The following is a 19044-nucleotide window of genomic DNA, read 5'->3' as shown; positions in this document are numbered from 1 at the left end:
CCACCAGCGGCTTTGTTCAACTGTCGAACACGGCACTGCTCTTCTGGTCGGCGGGATAGAAACGCATGCCGGCATACGGACGCTGGCGGCAGGCCCGCAACCGCGAGGCCAGGTCGCCGACATGGGCTTCGAGCCGGTGCCCGTCCGGATCGAGAAAATAGAACGAAGCGCCCTCGCTGCGATTGTCGCGCCACTCCCTTACTCCGGCTTCACGCATACGCAGGACGAAGGAATCGAAATCGCCAGCCTCCAGGCTGAAGGCATAGTGGGTGTAGTCGGCCACCGCCGGCACCTGGCGTTGCGCATCCAGCGACAGGCACAACCACAGCCCTGGCAGCGACAGGTAGGCGCCGCCATCCCAACTGGCCTCCAGGCGCAGTTGCAGCAGCGAATGATAGAAGGCCAGGCTGCGAGGCAAATCGGTGACCGCCAGGGTCAGGTGGTTGAGGCCAGTCAGCATGGATCAGGATCCTTTCAAGGCGTCGGGAATCGGATAACGCACACCGTCATAGTGCAACGTCAGGGTACTGTCGCAACCGTCGCGGCCCTTGAAGTGCTCAGTCTTGATTTCGCGGGTGCGCACGATCAGGTCGGCGTAGCCATGACGCTGGCCAGGGCCCATCTGCAAGGTCCGGTGCATTGTCCGGGAACGCCCCGAGCACTGGCCTTCCCAACCGAACTCACCGGAGCGCTCATCCACCACCAGCCCTTCCAGCAAGGGCAGGATTTCCTTGTCCTCACGCCGGTAGAGAGTCAGCACGGATTTCTCGTAGGGAGCGGCGCTGGAGTCGTGGCTGTAAAGAACCCGCAGGCCAAAGGCCTGCTCCGCCTGGTTCAAGCGATAATGCGCGGTATCGATCTGCAGGCCCTGCACGGCCACGGCATCGCAGAACAGTGCCGAATCCTTGTAGTTGCTGGCCACCGCCCAACCGGAGTCACCATCCACCAGGGCCACATCCAGGCTGTAGCGGCGAGTGTCGCCATCCCCAGGCCCGGGCATCGGGGTCGCCCGGGCACTGATGCTCATCCCAGGCTGCGCAGGCCAGGCCTTGCAAACATGCAACTGCCCAGGAACATCGACGCGGTCATCACAGTCGGCCCGGGCCGCCGTGACCACCAACAAACCCAATAACGCCAGCCCAGGGCCAACTCCACAGCGCTTCATCGACACGCCTTCAAATCCCGTTCAGTTCATTGGGCAACACATAGCGCTGGCCATCGTAATGCAGGGTGGTCAACACAGGCTTGCTGGTGACGGAACGGGACTGGCACTGCTCGCCCTGGCCTTCGCCGAGGGTGGTGACGCTCACCGAGCGCACGATCAGGTCGGCATAACCGTGGCTGCCGGTCTTGGCGATATCCAGGGTACGGGTGGTCTCGACCCGCTGTCCGGTGCATTGCCCATCCCACTCGCCGCTGTAGGAATAGGCCACGAACTTCTCCATCACCGGACGCAGCCTGGTGCCTTCGCGCACATAGAGACTGAGCAGCACCTGATCGAACGGATTGACCCGCGAAGAGCCGGAGAATGCCGCCCTGACGCCAAAGGCACGCACCTGCGGGGCCAGCTGGAAGCGCCCGGTGTCGAGCTTCAGGCTGTCCAGGTGGATGGCGTCGGAGACGAAGGCCGCCGGCTGCCGGTAGCTGGCCAGCGCCTGTCCGTCCTGGCGATCCAGCACCGCCAGTTGCAGATCGTAGGAGCCGTCACCGGAGGCATCGGCCACCGCCGGATCCGGCGTCAGTTCGGCCAATAGGCTGATGCTCTGGTCAGCGAAGGCCGGCCACTCCTTGCACAGGGAAAACCCCGGCACCTGGGCATTGCGTGGTGGCGGCAGGCACTGGGCAGCGACCGCGGCGCTGCCCAACAGCAACCCAATGCCACCCAGGACCTGGATCAGGGACGATGGACGGATCATTCACGGCTCCTTGTGATGAGGGCAGACAAGGGCCGCACTATCCTCCGTGGAACCGCCGCTTTCAATGCAATCAGTGAAGGAAATCACCCATCCCGGCATGGACCGATCACCACTCCAGGCCTGACGAACGGCGACCTCGCAACCACGACATGACGGAGTAGTATGTTGTATTACACATCACTACAGCGAGAACGCTATGTCCATCATGTCCCTGCGCCTGCCCGACGAAATGGCTGAAACCCTTGCTCTGCTGGCGAAAGCGACAGGGCGTAGCAAGTCGTTCCTGGCGGTGGATGCGTTGCGTGAATACCTCGCCCGGGAAGCCTGGCAGATCGAGGAGATCCAAAAGGCACTCGGGGAAGCTGATGCGGGGGATTTCGCCAGCGCGGAGGAAGTAGCGGCCATCACGGGTAAATGGACCGGCAATGCACATTGAGTGGCTGCGAACAGCCCTGAAAAACCTGGATGACGAGGCGCGTTACATTGCCCAGGACAATCCTGAAGCCGCCAGGGAGTTCGTGCAGACCCTGCTCACTGGCATCGGGCATTTGGCCCGTTTTCCGGCCAGCGGGCGCGAAGGTCGGCTACCCGGTACCCGAGAATGGGTCGTGCCTGGATGGCCTTATCTGATTCCCTATCGAGTGCGCGGTAGTCGGTTGCAGATACTGCGCATCTTCCACACTCGCCGCCAGCCTCCGCAGCGCTGGTAGACCCCTGCAACGGCAGGGGCCCAATTCGCTCGGCGCTGCCCTTTTAGAACGCGTTGCGGAAAACCTCCTCGATCTGCCGTTGCTCCGCCGGACGCGGGTTGGTCAGGCCACAGGCATCCTTCAAGGCATTGGCGGCCAGTACCGGAATGTCCTGCAGCTTGGCGCCCAATTCACGCAGGCCAGCGGGGATCTCCACGTCACGAGCCAGGGTACGAATGGCGGTGATCGCGGCCTGGGCCCCCTCCTCCGGGCTGAAGCCACGTATGTCCGCGCCCAGGGCATGGGCCACATCGGTCAGGCGCTCGGCGCAGACACTGGCGTTGAAACTCTGTACATGAGGCAGCAGCACGGCATTGCATACACCGTGCGGCAAATCGTAGAAGCCGCCCAACTGGTGAGCCATGGCATGCACGAAGCCCAGGGAGGCGTTGTTGAACGCCATCCCGGCGAGGAACTGGGCATAGGCCATGTTTTCCCGCGCCACCAGGTCACCGCCGTCATGCACCGCCTGGCGCAGGTTGTGGCTGATCATGCTGATGGCCTTGAGCGCGCAGGCATCGGTGATCGGGTTGGCCGCCGTGGACACATAGGCTTCCACCGCGTGGGTCAGGGCATCCATGCCGGTGGCGGCGGTCAGCCCCTTGGGCATGGCAACCATCAGCGCCGGATCGTTGACCGACAACAGCGGCGTGACATTGCGATCGACGATGGCCATTTTCACGTGGCGCGATTCGTCGGTGATGATGCAGAAACGGGTCATCTCGCTGGCGGTGCCAGCAGTGGTGTTGATGGCGATCAGGGGCAACTGTGGCTTGGCCGAGCGATCGACCCCTTCGTAGTCGCTGATCTGTCCGCCGTTGGTGGCGCACAGGGCGATACCCTTGGCGCAGTCATGGGGCGAACCGCCCCCCAGGGAGACCACGCAATCGCACTGCGACTCGCGCAACAGCGCCAGCCCCTGCTCGACGTTGGCGATGCTCGGATTGGGCTTGGCGCCGTCGAAGATCACCGAGTCGATGTCCTGCATGGCCAGCTTCTCGGCGATCATTCCGGCCACGCCGGCATTGGCCAGCCCGGCATCGGTCACGATCAGCGCCTTGCCAAAACCATAGTTGCGGATGGCGCTCATGGCTTCGTCGAGGCAATCGATGCCCATGATGTTGACGGCTGGAATGAAGAAGGTGCTGCTCATCAGGAAATCTCCAGGCGGGGGGCCCTTTCAGGGTGTCGATTCAATGTCTGTCGAACAGAATCGACCGATCGGTCACTGGCGTTCTTGATCTGGCGCAAGGGTCGGTCGTGATAAAGTCTGCGCCCGCCTACCTTCTGCCTTGAGACCAATGACCGCGATGATGGATTTCCAGGAATTTGACGCCGAACTTGAAGACTGGAATGCCCTGCGCGCAAGCACCGGGTTTACCGGCCTGCTGATCGGCAACGGCGCCAGCCGGGCGGTATGGGAAGACTTCGCCTATGAGTCGTTGTTCGAAAATGCCCGCAGCGTTGAGGACAAACCCCTTGGCCAGTCCGAACTCAGCGTGTTCGATGCCCTGCAGACCCGCAGTTTCGAGCAAGTGCTGGGCGCGCTGAAGACCACCAGCCGGGTCAACAAGGCCCTGGCCGTCAGCTCGGCGGCACCGCGCAATCGCTACTACGCCATCAAGGAAGCGCTGATCAACACCGTGCACGCCATGCACATTCCCTGGCGCCTGGTGCAGCCACAAAGCCTGGCAGCGATCAACCACGAGCTGCGGCAATACCCCACGGTGTTCACCAGCAACTACGACCTGCTCAACTACTGGGCCGTGCAGCATGATCCCCAAGGGCTCAGCGACCTGTTCCAGGGCGCCGACCCGGCCTTCGAGCTGGGCGGCATCGATGCCAGCGCAACCCGTATCCTGTACCTGCACGGTGGCCTGCACCTGGTACGCAACCTCGATGGCAGCGCACGCAAGCTGACCTCCACCGAAGGCACCCTGCTGGGCAGTTTCGCCATCAACAACACCCTCAAGACCCTGGACGACGTGCCATTGTTCGTCAGCGAGGGCCCCCTGGCCGACAAGCTCAAGACCATCCGCAGCAGCGACTACTTGTCGTTCTGCTACCAGCAGCTATTGGACCACCAGGGCGCCCTGTGCCTCTTCGGCCACAACCTCGGTCCCCAGGATGCCCACCTGGTCCAGGCGATCCGCCAGTGCGGCGCCGGCACCCTGGCCATCTCCATCTACCCACGCAGCCCGGCGTTCATCCAGCACCAGAAACGCCACTACGCCAAGCTGTTCGACGGCCTGGAACTGGACCTGCGATTCTTCGATTCCAGGACCCACGCCCTGGGCAAACCGGCGCTGGCAGTCCCGGTAGAGCGCTGAGCCAATCGACCACAAACGCCCCGTGTAGCCGCTGCCGCAGGCTGCGCACGGGCGCGTAGCGGCCGCACGATCATCCTGGCGCAAGGCCCTGCGAGCCCTGGCACAGCTTCGCCAGCCCAGTAGCGGCCGTGTAGCGCATCACTCCTCGGCGCTGTGCACCACCACCAGCAACTGCGCCTGCTCGTCCCCCAGGGAGCGGATGCGGTGGGGTTTTTGCGCGTTGAAATGCAGCGCATCGCCACGCTCGAGCACCACCCGTTCGTTCATGAAATCCACTTCCACCCGACCTTCATGGACGAACAGGAACTCCTCCCCCAGGTGCTCCTTGAAGGTCTTGTCGCTGAACTCCCGGGCCGGGTAGATGATGAACGGCAGCAGGTTGCGCTCGCTGACCTGATGGGCCAGCACCGCATAGCCCGGGGCCTGGTCGTTGGCCGCCAGCGACTGGCGTTCGTGACTGCGCACCAGGCTGTAGCTATCGAGACTGACGCTGTCCTCGGCGAACAATTCCTCGACCTTGACGTTCAAGGCCTTGGCCAGCTTCAGCGCCGCCGATATCGACGGCGTGTTCAGCCCCCGCTCGACCTTGGACAGGTAGCTCTTGGTCATGCCGGATTTCTCGGCCAGGGCCTCCAGGGTCACGCCAAGTTTTTTTCTCAATAATTTCAAACGGATAGACATGTAGAACGATTAATCCATCTAGGAAACAACGATTGGCGCTTGCCAATGACACAAAGTGTCATATAGCCTCTTTAGTGTCATTAGCGCTCACCCAACGACCTCGCAAGCAGCGGGTGAGCTGCAGACCCGACGTCCATCGCACCGATCAAAGGACCCCGAAAATGGCCAAGACATTAGCACTGCCCAAAGAGCAACTGGTCAAGCAAGCCCTGACCCAGATGCACAATACCCTGGCGGATAATACGTGGACCGACCGGCAAAAGCTGGCCCTGACCTGCCGCATCCTGTTCGAACACGGCCACGACTCCGGCCTGGCCGGGCAGATCACCGCCCGCGGCCCGCAACCAGGCACCTACTACACCCAGCAACTGGGCCTGGGCTTCGACGAAATCAGCGCCAGCAACCTGCTGCTGGTCAACGAGGACCTGGACGTCCTGGAAGGCCACGGCATGCCCAACCCGGCCAACCGTTTCCACAGCTGGGTGTATCGCGCCCGGCCGGATGTGAACTGCATCATCCACACCCACCCGACCCACGTCGCCGCGCTGTCGATGCTCGAAGTGCCGCTGCAGGTCTCGCACATGGACCTGTGCCCGCTGTACGAGGACTGTGCGTTTCTCGAAGCCTGGCCGGGTGTGCCGGTGGGCAACGAAGAAGGCGAAATCATCTCCGCGGCCCTGGGCGACAAGCGCGCGATCCTGCTGTCGCACCACGGCCAATTGTCCACCGGCGCCAGCATCGAGGAAGCCTGCGTGATCGCCCAACTGATCGAACGCGCGGCGCGCCTGCAATTGCTGGCCATGGCTGCCGGCAGCATCAAGCCGATCCTCCCGGAGCTGGGCCGCGAAGCCCACGACTGGATCTCCAAGCCCAAGCGCCATGGCGCCGCCTTCAACTACTACGCCCGGCAAAACCTAAAACGACACGCCGACTGCCTGAACTGATCCGCCCCTTTCATGCCTTGCAGGAGTTCCACCATGTCCACCCCCAACATTCACGGCATCATCGGCTACACCGTCACCCCCTTCAGTGCCCACGGCGAAGGCCTGGACCTGGAAGCCCTCGGCCGCTCCATCGATCGCATGATCGACGCCGGCGTACACGCTATCGCCCCCTTGGGCAGCACTGGCGAAGGCGCCTACCTGAGCGACGCCGAATGGGAGCAGGTCAGTGAATTCAGCATCCGCCACGTGGCCCGCCGGGTGCCGACCATCGTCAGCGTTTCCGACCTGACCACCGCCAAGGCCATCCGCCGCGCGCGCTTTGCCGAAGCCCAGGGCGCTGATGTGGTGATGGTGTTGCCCGCCTCCTACTGGAAGCTCGGCGAGGCCGAGATCCTCGCCCACTACCAGGCCATCGGCGACAGCATCGGCGTGCCGATCATGCTCTACAACAACCCGGCCACCAGCGGCATCGACATGTCCGTGGAGTTGATCCTGAAGATCTTCCACAGCGTGGAAAACGTCACCCTGGTCAAGGAAAGCACCGGCGATATCCAGCGCATGCACAAGCTGCAACTGCTCGGCGAAGGCCAGGTGCCGTTCTACAACGGCTGCAACCCCCTGGCGCTGGAAGCCTTCGCGGCCGGTGCCCGGGGCTGGTGCACTGCGGCGGCGAACCTGATCCCGCAGCTCAACCTCGACCTCTACCAGGCGATGCGCGACAACGACCTGGAGCGCGCCCGCACCCTGTTCTACCGGCAATTGCCATTGCTGGAGTTCATCCTCAAGGGCGGCCTGCCTGCCACGGTCAAGGCTGGCCTGGAGCTCACAGGCCTGGCCGCCGGCGAACCGCGCCGGCCGGTGTTCCCCCTGGCCCAGGCCGGACGCCAGCAATTGCAGGGGCTGTTGCACCAGCTGGCTTGAGCTGCCGCTGAAAGTACAAGGCCCGAGCGGTGCGAACCGCTCGGGCCTTGTGCCAGGTGCCACGGCGCTACTCGCGCCAGCTGGGGTCCTTGCGCATCTGCGCGATGAAGTCGTCGGCGATGCGCTGCAGATGCTCGTTGCGCCCGCCATCGGGGTTGAACAGCCCGCGCCAGGCCTGGGTGCGGTTGTCGATCATGTACTTGGCCAGTGGTCGGTCGCCACGGCTGACATGGAACATCATCTGGCTGTTCCAGCTCACCGGTGCCGGCACGATGAACAGCGTGCAGGCACTGAGCAGGGTCAGGGGCAGGTTGTGCTGGTCTTCGAGATCGCTCTGGGCCAGGACGATGACGTTGTAGCCTTCGGGGTCATGGCCCCTGAGCACGTCGGCAAAGGCCCCGCGCCGGGTCAGCGCCTCGCGCAGCGGCGCGGACGTCAGGTCACCCATGCCACTGACGTAGATCACCGGCAATTCGCGCGCCGGCTCCAACTGCACGGGAGGCAGGCTGTGTTGGGTCTGGCAGCCGCCCAGCGTCAACAACGCGAGCAGCACAATCAACGGACGAAGCATGATGTCGCAGTTCCCTTGGACAATGTTCGAAAGCCTCACCCTGGCTCGACAGGTCGTCGCGGCCGGATGACCCGCGCAGGATAAACCGCTTGGGGCTCATCGACAAAATTCCGCCGTCAGGAAACCGCATCCGCTGCCCTGGCCGCCCCATGGACGACCAGGTCCAGTGGCTGGCTAGGCCGCCGTCAGGTCCTTGATATTGTGGGTCGGGCCATTGTTCTTGACGCTGGCGATACCCTTCTCCCGGGCCGCCTCCGAGGAATACAACTCGCTATTGCCGATGACCTGGTGGTTAGCGGCCTTGAGGTTGAAATAGGGCTTGCCGTCCTTGGCGCTCTTGCGCTCATAGCGCTCGTCCAGCGGGCTGTTGGCCTGGACCGAGGCGATACCGTTTTGCGCCGCCGCGCGGGTGGTGTACAGCTCGCTGGTGAGAATCACCTCGGCATTGGCGGCCTTGAGCACGAAACGAAACTGGCCATTGCTGCTTTTCTTCAACTCATACCATCCGGACATGCTGTCGCTCCTTGGCTGATCGATAGGTGTCACGCCTACTGAGTAAAGCCCCTCACAACGATTCAGCCAGGCTCCCGTGCCTTGAAAAAGCGGTTCTCCACCCGCGCCAGTCCCAAGTGCTCGCGCAAGGTCCGCCCTGTATAGCGCCGGCGAAACAGGCCACGCCGCTGCAACTGCGGGGTGATCAGCCGGACGAAGTCGTCGATGGCCCCCGGCAGGTGGGTGAACAGCACATTGAAGCCATCGGCGGCGTACTCCTGGTACCAGGTGGCCAGTTCATCGACGATCTGTCCCGGGGTCCCCACCAGCACTTTATGCCCACTGGCGGACAGGCTGCGCAGCAACTGAGCCACGGTTGGCCGCTCCCGCCGGATCAGCTCCACCACTAGTTGCCGCCGGCTCTGGTGGCGTTCGGTGGAGCTGCCGTCGTCCGGCAACGGCACGGGTGCATGCAGCGCCAGGCGCGACAGGTCGATGCCCAGGTCCAGCAGGTAGGACAGGGCCTTGAGCTGCGCCTGGGGATCCTGCAACTCCTGCAACTGCTGGTACTTCTCCTCAGCCTCATTGAGGCTGCGGCCCACGGTGGGGGCGATCCCCGGGAAGATCTTCAACTGGCCGGCATGCCGCCCGTAATGGGGTAGCCGTTCCTTGAGCCCGGCATAAAAAACCTTGGCCTGGGCCAGGTCGGTCTGGGCGGTGAACACCAGTTCGGCGCAGCGTGCCGCCAGCTCGCGCCCCGGTCCCGAGGAACCGGCCTGGGCGATCACCGGCCAGCCCTGCACCGGCCTTGGCGCATTCAAAGGGCCCTGGACCTGGAAGTGCCGGCCGCGATGCTGCAACAGATGCATCCGCTGCGGATCCAGCCACACACCGCTGGCCTTGTCCCGGGGAAAGGCATCATCGGCCCAGCTGTCCCACAGGCCGCTGGCCACATCGAAGAACTCCTCGGCCCGCTCGTAGCGCAGGTCATGGTCGGGGGGCTGGGGATGGTTGAAGTTCTCGCCGCCGATCAGCCCGGTCACCAGGTTCCAGCCAGCCCGACCGCCGCTCAGGTGATCCAGGGAGGCGAACTTGCGCGCCAGGTTGTACGGCTCGTTGTAGGAGGTGCTGGCGGTAGCGACCAGGCCGATATGCCGGGTCACCACCGCCAGGGCCGGCAGCAGGGTCAAGGGGTCCCAGCGCAGGCTGTAGGAGCTGTGGGCCAACACCCGCGGATCGAGCTCGCCCACGGCCACGTTGTCGTTGAGGAACAGGGCATCGAAACAGCCCCGCTCCAGGGTCTGCGCATAGTGGCGGTAACGCTCGAAATTCAACGACGCATCGGCGTCCGCCAGGGGATGACGCCAGCTGCCGCCATGGGCACCGGAGCCGGAAAGAAATGCCCCCAGCCCCATCTGCCCGCCGCGCTCAGCCACAGCTGGTTTCCTCTTGCGCCACCGGTGCCGGGGCGGCCGCGGCGCGCAGCAACAGGCTCACCGCGCTCCAGGCCAGCAGGCTGACCAATGCCAGGAAACCCATCACCACCTGGTAGCCATTGAGAAAGGCCGCCTGGGCATCGCCCGCCGTTGCAGCGGCAAACTGGTGGAACAAGCCGACACCCAGGGCCAGCCCGATACCGCCGCCGACATTGTGCAAGGTCATCAACGAGCCCATGGCCACCGACCCCACCTCCTGGGGCACCGAGGAAATCCCCAGCACCGTCGATGGTCCGAGGATGCTCGCCCAGCCCAGGCCCATGACCACGAAGGCGCCCAGCAGGTAGGGCAACGACGTCTGGCGCTCGAACCCGGTCTGCAACAGCGCCGACAGGATGAACAGCGCCAGCCCGGCCTTGATCAGCAACCCCGGCCCCTTGCGGTCCACCAGGCGTCCCACCAGCGGCGACAGCAACGCCACGCCCAGGGTGGTGGGCAGCAGTAACAGGCCGCTGGCCTGCACCGAGGCACCACGGATCTGCGCCAGGTACAGCGGCATGACGAAGAACGCCACGCAATAGAACACCGCCAGGCTGAAGCTCGCCACCACCGCCGCGACGAACCGCCGGTTGGCGAACAGCTTGAGGTCGATGATCGGTGCCGCGACCCGCCGCTCCACTGCCACGAACCCGCCCAGGGCCAGCAGCGCCAACAGCGCCAGGCCCAGGACCGGCGGCGATCCCCAGCCCCAGGCCGCGCCCTGGACGATCACCAGCACCAGGCTCGGCAGGCCGATCAGCAACAGCAAGGCGCCCCAGCCGTCGAGCCGGGCCCCGGCCTCTGGTCCTCGCGACTCCCTGACGCTGAAGCTGCAGATCCCCAGGCTCAGCAGCACGAACGGCACATTGATCAAAAAGATCCACTGCCAGCCGAAGCTGCTGGTGATCAACCCGCCCAATACCGGCCCGGCCGCCAGGCCCACGCCGTTGACCCCGAACAGCACACCGAAGGCCCGGCCCTGCTCGGCACTGTCGAAGGTGCTGGAGACGATGGCCCCCGAGGCGGTGTAGAGCACCGCGCAAGCCAGCCCCTGGATCACCCGGGCCGCGATCAGGGTATCGATCTGCCCGGCCAGGCCCGCCGCCAGCGAAGCCAGGCCGAACACGCTCAGACCAATGAACAGCACCCGCTTGCGACCGTGCAGGTCGGCCAGCCGCCCCACCAGCACCATGAAGCTGGACAACGCCAGGATGAAGCCATTGATCACCCACTGCAGGCTGTCCACCGCCGCCCCGAGGTCGGCCTGCAAGGCCGGTAGCGCGGTGTTGACGATGGTGAAATCCACACAGCCGAGAAAACTGGCGATGCTCACTCCGAGCAAGGCCCACCATTTGCGTTGCTGTTGCGCAAAAACGCCCATGGAAACTCCTTGAATTTACAAATCCCGTTGGCCGTGCCCCAAGGCGACGGCCATTGGCAGAAAAAAACACGGACTCAGATGGCGATGGCGCCGCGGGTCCAGTTCGGGTGGATGGCGCCGGGCAAGGTGAACGGGATCGGGATCCCGCGCTTCTTGAACTTCAGCGGCAACCAGCGCACCCGGTCCGGGCTGTGGGGCTCGATCAGCAGGTCGCGGCTGGTGGCCATGGCCGTGGTCATCTGCTGCGGATAGAGCACGTAGTGGTAACCCTCGTCGGCCCATAGCGGCAGGATGATCGGGATCTCCTCGAGGATGTATTCCCGGCACTGGGCCGCTGCCCGCTCCAGGTCAGCGTGTTCGTCACGCAATCGCAGGCGCTCGATGAACACGCCGATGGTGCTGTCGATGGCCTCGCGCAATTCCACCTGCTGCTGGTAGACCTGGTTGAGCCGCTGGCGTAGTTCGGCATAACGATCGCTGGCCAGCTCCTGGTTCCAGCGGGTGATGTGGTAAGGCACCCGCAAGCCATCGAGGATCACCTGGTTGCGCGCCAGCCAGGCATCGCCATCGCGGATCGCCGCCGACAGCGCCTCCCCCGGCGACTGGCCATGCTTGTTGTGGCGCTGCAGGGTGTCGGCCACCACCACCTTGACGTGGCTGAAGCCGGACTGGTTGATCAGGTGGATGGTCGAGCGCAGCTTCTGGTCCTCGTGGTACTCCTGGCCGACGCTGACCGCCAGCACCACCCGCTTGCCCTCGAATTGATGCTCTTCGCCGCCCTTGTTGAAGTAGGCCTTGAGGTTGATTTCCTGCACCTTGCTCATGAATTCAGCTCCAGTAGGCCAAAGGTTGTTGTTCGCCGTAGTAACCGATGAAGACCCCGAGGGTGACCCGGGTGCTGGTGGCCGAGGGGCGCACCGCGTGGATCAGCCGCGGGTTGAGCAGGATCAGGTCGCCGGGCTCGGGCTTGACCACGAAGTCCGGCGGCGGCAGCAGGTGGCGTTCGATGCCGTAGGCCCGTTCGCCGCGCAGGCGCTCGTACTCCTCCTCGTCCGGCTCGATGCCCCAGATCTCCAGCTCGCCACCGTCCTCGGGAATCTCCAGGTAGATGTTGGTGGACAGCTGGGTCAGCAACGGCGGGCTGTGGCCCTCTGGCGCATTGCGCTCGAGCTTGTCGGTATGGGGCGTGAGATCGACCCCCGAGCCCTGGAAACGGGCGATACCGACAAAGCACTTCTGCCCGTCCACTTGCAAAAGGTGCGCACCCTGGGGCCAGACCTCGTCCAGCAGCAGGCGCAGCTCATCGATGGGCGAGGCCAGTGGGCGGAACAGGTTGCGGATCTTGCGGATGTTGGGCAGCGCCAGGGCGTGGTACTCGGCCCGGCTCTGCTCATCCTGGATCTCGATATAGGCCTTGCCGATGCGCACGAACTCCTGCTGCTGGCTGAAGGCGCTGCGCAGGTCCTGCTGGTACAGGTGGTCGCGTGCCACCTGCAAGGTATCCGGCGGACAGAAACCTTTGAGCTGAACGCCGTAAGAGCGTTTTTCCACCACATCGATAATGTGCCGCGCTTCAAGTTTGTCGGCAGTAGTGACTGTGAACATGCAAGCTCCCTTATTCCCTGGAAGTAGCGATGAAGTGCATCTGGATGGAACGTAAGAATTTGTTGCAAGGCCACCTTAGGCAGTCGCCCAAGGCTTGTGAAATACCCTTTATCTCTAATATCCAAACTTAAAAATGTATCGAAAATCAGGCAAATACCGACCATCACAGGCCGTTTGAACAGGCTGCGGAACAAGTATTAAATTCACTGATAGTTAACTTGAAAGACTCACATACTTAATTGGTTAGTTACTCTTCCTCCTGAGCTTTATTAATCAAACCGCCATCTTTCATTCAACTTCATTGAACTGCCGATCGATATGGGCCGAGGCCTCGAAAGACTTCTGGATGATGCCCTCCTCCCGATACAGGTCGGCGGTGCGTTGCAGGTCTTCCACCACCGGCGGCCCCACGGCGATACGCCGGGGTTCGGCATAACGGTTGGAACGCAGGTGCACCTCCACCGGCAACCCGCTGTAGCTAGCCTGGATCCGCGAGAACGCCTCCTGGTGCTGGTTGGCCCAGGCATAGGCACGCCCCAGGCGACGCAGGAAATCGGCGATCTGCACAGGTTTTTCGGCAATCGCCTGGTCGTTGGCCACCAGCAGCATATGCCCGGCGAATAACCCCGCGCCGCTGACCAGCACCCGGGTGCCGCCCTCCAGCTGCACCATGCTGGTGTAGGGGTCCCAGGTCGCCCAGGCGTCGACCTGGCCGTTGCTCAAGAGGCTGCGGGACTCGGCAGGCTGGAGAAAGATGAACTGCGCATCGCTGCCATGCAGGCCCACCGAGCGCAGCGCCGCCAGCGCCAGGAAATGGCCGATGGACCCCCGGGTGGTGGTGATGCGCCGCCCCTTGAGGCTGGTGGCGTCCTGCAAGGGCGAGGCGTCCCTGACCACGATCGCCACCGCCGTGGGGGTGACCTTGAGCTTGATCACCCCCACCGTCTTGAGCGGCGCCCCAGCCGCGGCGGCGAACACGAACGGCGCATCTCCCAGGCTGCCGATGTCCACCGCCCCGGCGGCCAGGGCCTCGGCGGTGGGCGCGGCGGCAGCGAACGAGGCGAATTCGATGGGATACGGCACCTGTTCCAGCTCCCCAGCCGCTTGCAGCAGAATCTTCAGCGACTGCTTCTGGCTGGAGACCCGCAGCGTCGGTTCGGCCAGGGCCTGGGCGCCGAGCAACAGCAAGCCGCCGCACAGCGCGACCACCTGGCCCAAGCGCTGGCGCCAGGACTTGCCGGTAGGTTCGGCCATCACTCAGAACGCCAGGCTGACGCGGCTGTAGTAGTAGCCGCCACCCAGGCCGTAGGGCGAAAACATCCCGTACTCGTAGGTGCCGGCCCAGGCCTTGAGGCCGATCTTGTCCGGGTAGACATCGAACAGGTTGTTGGCCCCCACCGCCACCGTGAGGTTCTGGGTCACGTCGTAGGCCACGTCCAGGTCGGTGATCCACTTGGCGCTGTAGGTCCGGTCGTTGGCCGGGATGTTCGAGCCTTCGGTGTATTGGCCAAAACGGGTCAGCTGCAGGTTGGTGGTCCAGTCCCCGACCTTGTAGTTGGTAGACAGGATCCACTTGTCCTTGGGCGTGGACTGGGTCAGGTCGATCTGTTGCTGGCGGTCGAACAGCACATAACCGGCCCCCAGCCGCGACAGCGCCGCCGGGGTGTCGGCCAGGTCGCGAATGGTGGTCTTGTTGTGGTTGTAGGCGATGCTCCACTTGGCCGTGCCGTACTCGCCGAACGACTGGCTGTAGTCGGCCACCACATCCACGCCCTTGGTCCGGGTGTCCGCGGCGTTGGTGTAGTACTGCCCGGCGAGGTTGGGCGACAGGCCGTTCTCCACCAGGATCTGCGACACCGCCGGGCCCTTGAGGATGCCGGTCTGGAGGATGCGCTTGTCGATGTCGATCAGGTAGAAGTCGGCGGTCAAGCGCAGGCGCTCGGTGGGCTCGGCGGTAAAGCCCAGGCTGTAGTTGCGCGAGGTTTCCGGTTCCAGGTCCTTGGCGCCCAGGGCGATGGCCTCGGGCGAGTTGGGACGCATCTGCTTGGTGCGCACCGAGGTGGTGGTGCCGGCCGCGCCGAACTGGGTCACGGTGCTGGTGGTGGAGAACACGCTCTGGGCCAGGGACGGTGCGCGAAAGCCGTTGCTCACCGCTGCTCGCACCGCGTAGCCGGGCAGGAACTCGTAACGGGTGGTGAGCTTGCCACTGGTGGTATCACCCACTCCGAGGTTGTACTTCTCGTAGCGCGCCGCCGCCCCAACGTACCAGTTGGGGGTGATGTTCAGGCCCAGGTCGATATAGCCCGCCTCGCTATGCCGCTTGAGGCTGTAGGCATCCTCGGGGGTGGTGCCGTTGACCGAGAACAGCCCCGGGTCGGGCACCACGCCGGCGAAAGGTCCGGTGGCAGGAATGTAGCCGCCCTGGTTATAGGAGTTGGCCTCGCCCTCCTCCAGCGCGTACTTCTCCCAGCGGTATTCCACGCCGAAGGATGTTTCCAGCGGGCTGCTCCAGCCGATGTCCAGGGCCCGGGAGAAATCCAGGTTGTTGGTCCACTGGTCGAACACCAGGTTGCCCAGGTGGAAATCGTGCTGGCTGTAGGGGCCGTGGGAAATGTTCAGGTTGTTGGCTGTGTCCAGCACCCCACGGTCCTTGCCATAGGTGCTGGACAGGTCCCAGTCCCAGCCGCCCAACAGGCCCTTGGCGCCGCCGGCGACCTGGAAGTCGGTCTCGCGGATTTCCCGGCGGGCCTGGCCACCGTTGGGGTACGGGGCGTTGGGCACCCCGGCCAGGCTGGTGATGTCGGTGGGCTTGCGGTGCCCCAGGTCCTTGTTGCTGTTGCGGTAGCTCAAGGTGGAGAACGAATACAGCTTGAGGTCGTCCTCCAGGGGCAATTCGGCGTTGTAGGCCAGGCTGGTGGTGCGATCGCGCCCCAGGCCGTACTCGGTGCCCCAGCCCTGGCGATGGCTTTCCCTGGGATCGGGCGAACCGTCGGGCTGGTTGAAATACAGCTGGCCGCTGGCGGCGCTGGAACGCTCGTAGGGTTCCTGGAGCTTGGCGTCCCAGGACAGGTTGATGAACCCGCCGTTGTCCCCCAGCTTGTTGCCCCAGTTGAAGGCCTCGTGGCCGGTGGTGCCGTCGCCGTCGTAGTACTGGCCCAGGCTGGTGTCGGAGGTCAGGCCCTCGGCATTGCGCTTGAGGATGATGTTGATTACCCCGGCGATGGCGTCGGAACCGTACTGGGCCGCCGCGCCATCGCGCAGCACCTCGATACGTTCGATAGCGGCGGTGGGGATCAGGTCCAGGTCCACCGGTACCGAGGCATTGCCGACCCGGGCACCGTTGTTGATCAACGCCGAGTTGTGCCGGCGCTTGCCGTTGATCAGCACCAGCACCTGGTCGCCTCCCAGGCCGCGCATGCTCACCCCACGCACCAGGAACGCGGTGCCGCCACCATTGATGGTGGGCACGTTGAACGACGGCAGTAGCCGTCCGAGCATCTCTTTCAGGCCGTTCTGGCCAATGCTGCGCAGTTGTTCGCTGTCGATCACGTCGATCGGCGCCGGACTGTCGGTGACCGTGCGTTGCTGGCTGCCACGCACCCCGGTGACCACCACGGTGCCCAGGGTCTCGTCGGCGGCCAGCACCTGTTGCGCCGGGGCCAGGCCCAGCAGGCCGAGGCCCAGGGGGGCAGCGCCCAAGGCGATTTTATGCAAGGAAATACCCATGACTTCAGATCCTTTCGAAGAATGCTCAGCGCGCTCGGGCGGCAACGGTTTCGACTTCGATCAAGGCGCCGGGCAGGACCAGCCCCGCCACTTGCACCGTGGTCCGGGCTGGCTTGAACGGCTGCTCCTGGGTCCCGAAGAACTCGCGAAAGGCGGTTTGCAGGCCATCGAAGTCCAGCTTGCCGCCCAGCGCCGGATCGCCCACCAGGTAGATGCGCAGCTGCACCACATCGCCCAGGCCCAAGCCCTGGCTGGCGAGGATCGCCTGCACCTTGCCCAGCACCACCCGCGCCTGGGCCTCGGTATTGCCCACCGCATGGATCTGCTCCTTGGCGGCCTTGGGGTCCACCGGGTCCGGTAGCAGGCCGGACAGGTAGGTCACCTCGCTATTGGCCGGCAGGGTCACGGCCTGCAGGATCGGCGAATTGGGATAGGTGGACGGTATGCGCTGGATTCCTGCGGCCCAGCTATTGGCGGCAGCGAACAGCAGCCCCAGCCCTACGACGGTATTTTTCAAAGACATGCAAAGACGCTCCCAAGGTTGTGGTTGCCAGCCTCGGAGGTCCGCTACCCGGCATGGGTTACCGCTGTTTTTATGAATGTTCGGCCGGTTCAGGCCGTTTGCTGTAGCGATGCGCCTTGCGCCCGCTGGAACAGTTGCCGCACCACCCGGCGGGCGGCGCCGGCGGCGGCCTCCTGCCAGATACCCACGCCGCTGTGGGCCAGGCCGTCGCTGGTCAGGTAGACCCGGCCCTGGGGCTGGTTGAGCAGGCTGTAGTCCGGCTCGACCACTTCATGGCTGATCCAGGGTCCGAAGTTGTAGGGAATCCGGCTCCAGGCGATCACCAGCGGATTGCGCAGTTCATGGCTGTGGCCCGGGTGCAGCAGCTCCACTGCCTGGCGGGAGATCTCGATCTGCTGGGCCAGGCTCTTCTCGCCGAATTTGCGCGCGGTCTCGCCATTGTTGTAGGCCGCCACCAGCACCCCTTCGGGCTGGTTGAAGCCGCCGCTGGGATACCACAGCCCCGAGGCCTCCTGGTTGATGAAGGACAGCCCGCCGTAGATCTGGTACTGGCTCTCCCAGAAGCGCCGCGACTGCCAGGCCACCTTGTTGGCGTAGCCGAACTGCACGGCGGCGATGGCCTGGCGTACCGGTGCGCTGAAGTTGTTCTCGACCCGGGCCAGCAGCGGCAAGGGCAAGGAGCTGATCGCATAGTCGGCCACCAGGCGCTGGCTGCGGCCGGTACGCCGGTCCAGGTAGGTCACCTCGACGCTGTCCTGGCGGTTGCTGATCGAACGCACCTCGCTGTGCAGCCGCAGTTGCCCCTTCAAGTGCCGGGCAAAGGCCTGGGGGATGCGGTCCATGCCGCCCACCGGCTGGAACATGGTGGGCGAGAACTCCGGGTATTCGTCGATCATCAGCGCCGTGGTCAGCGCCGGGTTGAGCAGGGTCTGCAAGGGCAGCGGATCGTTCTTCTGCGCCAACTGGTCGCCGGCCCCGGGCCAGACCTTGTAGCCGGAACGGGCCGAGCCCAGGTACTCGAGCTTGTCCGACAGGTCGCCCCAGGTCTTGAGGAAGCTCAACAGGTTGTCGCGATCCGCCGCGCTCAGCTCCTGGTCCAGGGCATGGCGGTTGACCGCCTTGGCCAGCAGTGCGGAAAAATGCCCGCGGCTGTCGTTGACCGCCTGGCGGATCTGCAGCGCCGGCTGGTTCAAGTCAGGGCGGACCAGGGCATTGCGGCTGGTGTTGACCAGCACCTCCAGCTCCACCCCCAGCTCGCGGCAATAGCCGAGCATCAATTGATGGTGGCTGGGCAGGCGCCCGGCGCCGGCATTGAGGTAGAAACCCTGATCGAAGCGTGCTACTTGCGCGCTGCCATCGCTGTACTCCACCCGATCGCCGCCGCGCACCGTCCAATTGCGCCCGCCGACCCGGTCGCGGGCCTCGAGCAAGGTCACCTTGAACCCGGCCTTGTGCAGCTCATAGGCACTGACCAGACCGCCGATCCCGGCACCGATCACCACCACCCTGGCGCCCTTGCCCACCGGTGTGGCCGGCAACGAGGCGTAGTTTTCCTCGACCGCCTCGGCATTGCCCGCCATGCCGAACAACCCCATGACCGCGCTTGCCGCCTGGACGCCGCCAACCGCGGCGATACGGGCAATCAATTGTCTTCTGGTCAGTGGCATGCCAGCGCTCCCTGCTGCGGATGGATAGTACGTTCGGTTATAGCCCGGCAACTTGTGCAGTCA

Annotated in this window: 20 protein-coding genes; 5 read left to right on the top strand and 15 right to left on the bottom strand. The window is 64.3% G+C overall.

Annotated features, from left to right (window positions below; all coding sequences use genetic code 11):
- Positions 1–16: 16 nt before the first annotated feature.
- From fos to I9018_RS07250, 3 genes are read right to left on the bottom strand one after another with little or no spacing between them, the layout of a single operon-like run.
- Positions 17–460: a fosfomycin resistance glutathione transferase gene (gene fos, locus I9018_RS07260; protein ID WP_068582188.1), complete on the bottom strand. Its 444-nt coding sequence runs from the start codon at positions 458–460 to the stop codon at positions 17–19.
- Positions 461–463: 3 nt separating this feature from the next.
- Complete coding sequence (locus I9018_RS07255; protein WP_241109084.1) at positions 464–1165, bottom strand: hypothetical protein; 702 nt, start codon at positions 1163–1165, stop codon at positions 464–466.
- A gap of 10 nt (positions 1166–1175) precedes the next feature.
- Positions 1176–1916 carry a hypothetical protein gene (locus tag I9018_RS07250; RefSeq protein ID WP_124345966.1) on the bottom strand — a complete coding sequence of 247 codons (741 nt, stop codon included), beginning with the start codon at positions 1914–1916 and terminating at the stop codon, positions 1176–1178.
- A gap of 196 nt (positions 1917–2112) precedes the next feature.
- On the opposite strand from I9018_RS07250, the gene I9018_RS07245 reads away from it, so the two are divergent.
- Positions 2113–2352, top strand: coding sequence for a ribbon-helix-helix protein, CopG family (locus I9018_RS07245; protein ID WP_068582179.1), 240 nt, complete (start codon positions 2113–2115; stop codon positions 2350–2352).
- Positions 2342–2626 carry a type II toxin-antitoxin system RelE/ParE family toxin gene (locus tag I9018_RS07240; protein WP_068582176.1) on the top strand — a complete coding sequence of 95 codons (285 nt, stop codon included), beginning with the start codon at positions 2342–2344 and terminating at the stop codon, positions 2624–2626. Before I9018_RS07245 ends, I9018_RS07240 begins: the two co-directional genes overlap by 11 nt.
- 43 nt (positions 2627–2669) lie before the next feature.
- Here I9018_RS07240 and yiaY read toward each other — a convergent pair whose 3' ends face one another.
- On the bottom strand, positions 2670–3818 hold the full coding sequence (gene yiaY, locus I9018_RS07235; protein ID WP_241109083.1) for an L-threonine dehydrogenase: 1149 nt from the start codon (positions 3816–3818) through the stop codon (positions 2670–2672).
- Positions 3819–3975: 157 nt separating this feature from the next.
- On the opposite strand from yiaY, the gene I9018_RS07230 reads away from it, so the two are divergent.
- The gene (locus tag I9018_RS07230; protein ID WP_241110118.1) at positions 3976–4995 is read left to right on the top strand and encodes a DUF4917 family protein; all 1020 of its coding nucleotides are present in this window, start codon (positions 3976–3978) and stop codon (positions 4993–4995) included.
- Positions 4996–5133: 138 nt separating this feature from the next.
- On the opposite strand, the gene I9018_RS07225 is transcribed toward I9018_RS07230, so the two are convergent.
- Positions 5134–5676 (bottom strand): XRE family transcriptional regulator, encoded by a 543-nt coding sequence (locus tag I9018_RS07225; protein ID WP_068582169.1) that lies wholly within the window; start codon positions 5674–5676, stop codon positions 5134–5136.
- 161 nt (positions 5677–5837) lie between these two features.
- On the opposite strand from I9018_RS07225, the gene I9018_RS07220 reads away from it, so the two are divergent.
- Both I9018_RS07220 and I9018_RS07215 read left to right on the top strand, forming a co-directional pair.
- Positions 5838–6620: an aldolase gene (locus I9018_RS07220; RefSeq protein ID WP_068582166.1), complete on the top strand. Its 783-nt coding sequence runs from the start codon at positions 5838–5840 to the stop codon at positions 6618–6620.
- Positions 6621–6653: 33 nt separating this feature from the next.
- Complete coding sequence (locus tag I9018_RS07215; RefSeq protein WP_241109082.1) at positions 6654–7541, top strand: dihydrodipicolinate synthase family protein; 888 nt, start codon at positions 6654–6656, stop codon at positions 7539–7541.
- A gap of 67 nt (positions 7542–7608) precedes the next feature.
- Here I9018_RS07215 and I9018_RS07210 read toward each other — a convergent pair whose 3' ends face one another.
- The 10 genes from I9018_RS07210 to I9018_RS07165 all read right to left on the bottom strand — a co-directional run bounded on the left by I9018_RS07210 (position 7609) and on the right by I9018_RS07165 (position 18981).
- Complete coding sequence (locus I9018_RS07210) at positions 7609–8112, bottom strand: hypothetical protein (RefSeq protein ID WP_124345961.1); 504 nt, start codon at positions 8110–8112, stop codon at positions 7609–7611.
- Between the two features lie 174 nt (positions 8113–8286).
- A complete protein-coding gene (locus I9018_RS07205; RefSeq protein ID WP_068582157.1) occupies positions 8287–8625 on the bottom strand; it encodes a YegP family protein in 339 nt (112 codons plus the stop codon).
- A gap of 62 nt (positions 8626–8687) precedes the next feature.
- Positions 8688–10019 (bottom strand): LLM class flavin-dependent oxidoreductase, encoded by a 1332-nt coding sequence (locus tag I9018_RS07200; RefSeq protein WP_241110117.1) that lies wholly within the window; start codon positions 10017–10019, stop codon positions 8688–8690.
- A gap of 13 nt (positions 10020–10032) precedes the next feature.
- Entirely contained in the window at positions 10033–11460 is a 1428-nt protein-coding gene (locus I9018_RS07195) for an MFS transporter (protein WP_241109081.1), read from the bottom strand.
- 74 nt (positions 11461–11534) lie between these two features.
- Positions 11535–12284, bottom strand: coding sequence for a tRNA-dependent cyclodipeptide synthase (locus tag I9018_RS07190; RefSeq protein WP_068582152.1), 750 nt, complete (start codon positions 12282–12284; stop codon positions 11535–11537).
- Between the two features lie 4 nt (positions 12285–12288).
- Entirely contained in the window at positions 12289–13065 is a 777-nt protein-coding gene (locus tag I9018_RS07185) for a 2OG-Fe(II) oxygenase (RefSeq protein WP_022642813.1), read from the bottom strand.
- A 288-nt stretch (positions 13066–13353) separates the two neighbouring features.
- Positions 13354–14319 (bottom strand): aliphatic sulfonate ABC transporter substrate-binding protein, encoded by a 966-nt coding sequence (locus I9018_RS07180; protein WP_241109080.1) that lies wholly within the window; start codon positions 14317–14319, stop codon positions 13354–13356.
- Between the two features lie 3 nt (positions 14320–14322).
- Positions 14323–16791 (bottom strand): TonB-dependent receptor, encoded by a 2469-nt coding sequence (locus I9018_RS07175; protein ID WP_241109079.1) that lies wholly within the window; start codon positions 16789–16791, stop codon positions 14323–14325.
- Positions 16792–16816: 25 nt separating this feature from the next.
- On the bottom strand, positions 16817–17314 hold the full coding sequence (locus I9018_RS07170) for a RidA family protein (RefSeq protein WP_241109078.1): 498 nt from the start codon (positions 17312–17314) through the stop codon (positions 16817–16819).
- Positions 17315–17403: 89 nt separating this feature from the next.
- Complete coding sequence (locus I9018_RS07165) at positions 17404–18981, bottom strand: FAD-dependent oxidoreductase (protein WP_241109077.1); 1578 nt, start codon at positions 18979–18981, stop codon at positions 17404–17406.
- Positions 18982–19044: the final 63 nt, after the last annotated feature.

The organism is Pseudomonas sp. MPFS (assembly GCF_022537035.1).
GTDB classification, from domain to species: Bacteria; Pseudomonadota; Gammaproteobacteria; order Pseudomonadales; family Pseudomonadaceae; genus Aquipseudomonas; species Aquipseudomonas sessilinigenes.
This window is presented reverse-complemented; position numbering and strand designations above follow the sequence as displayed.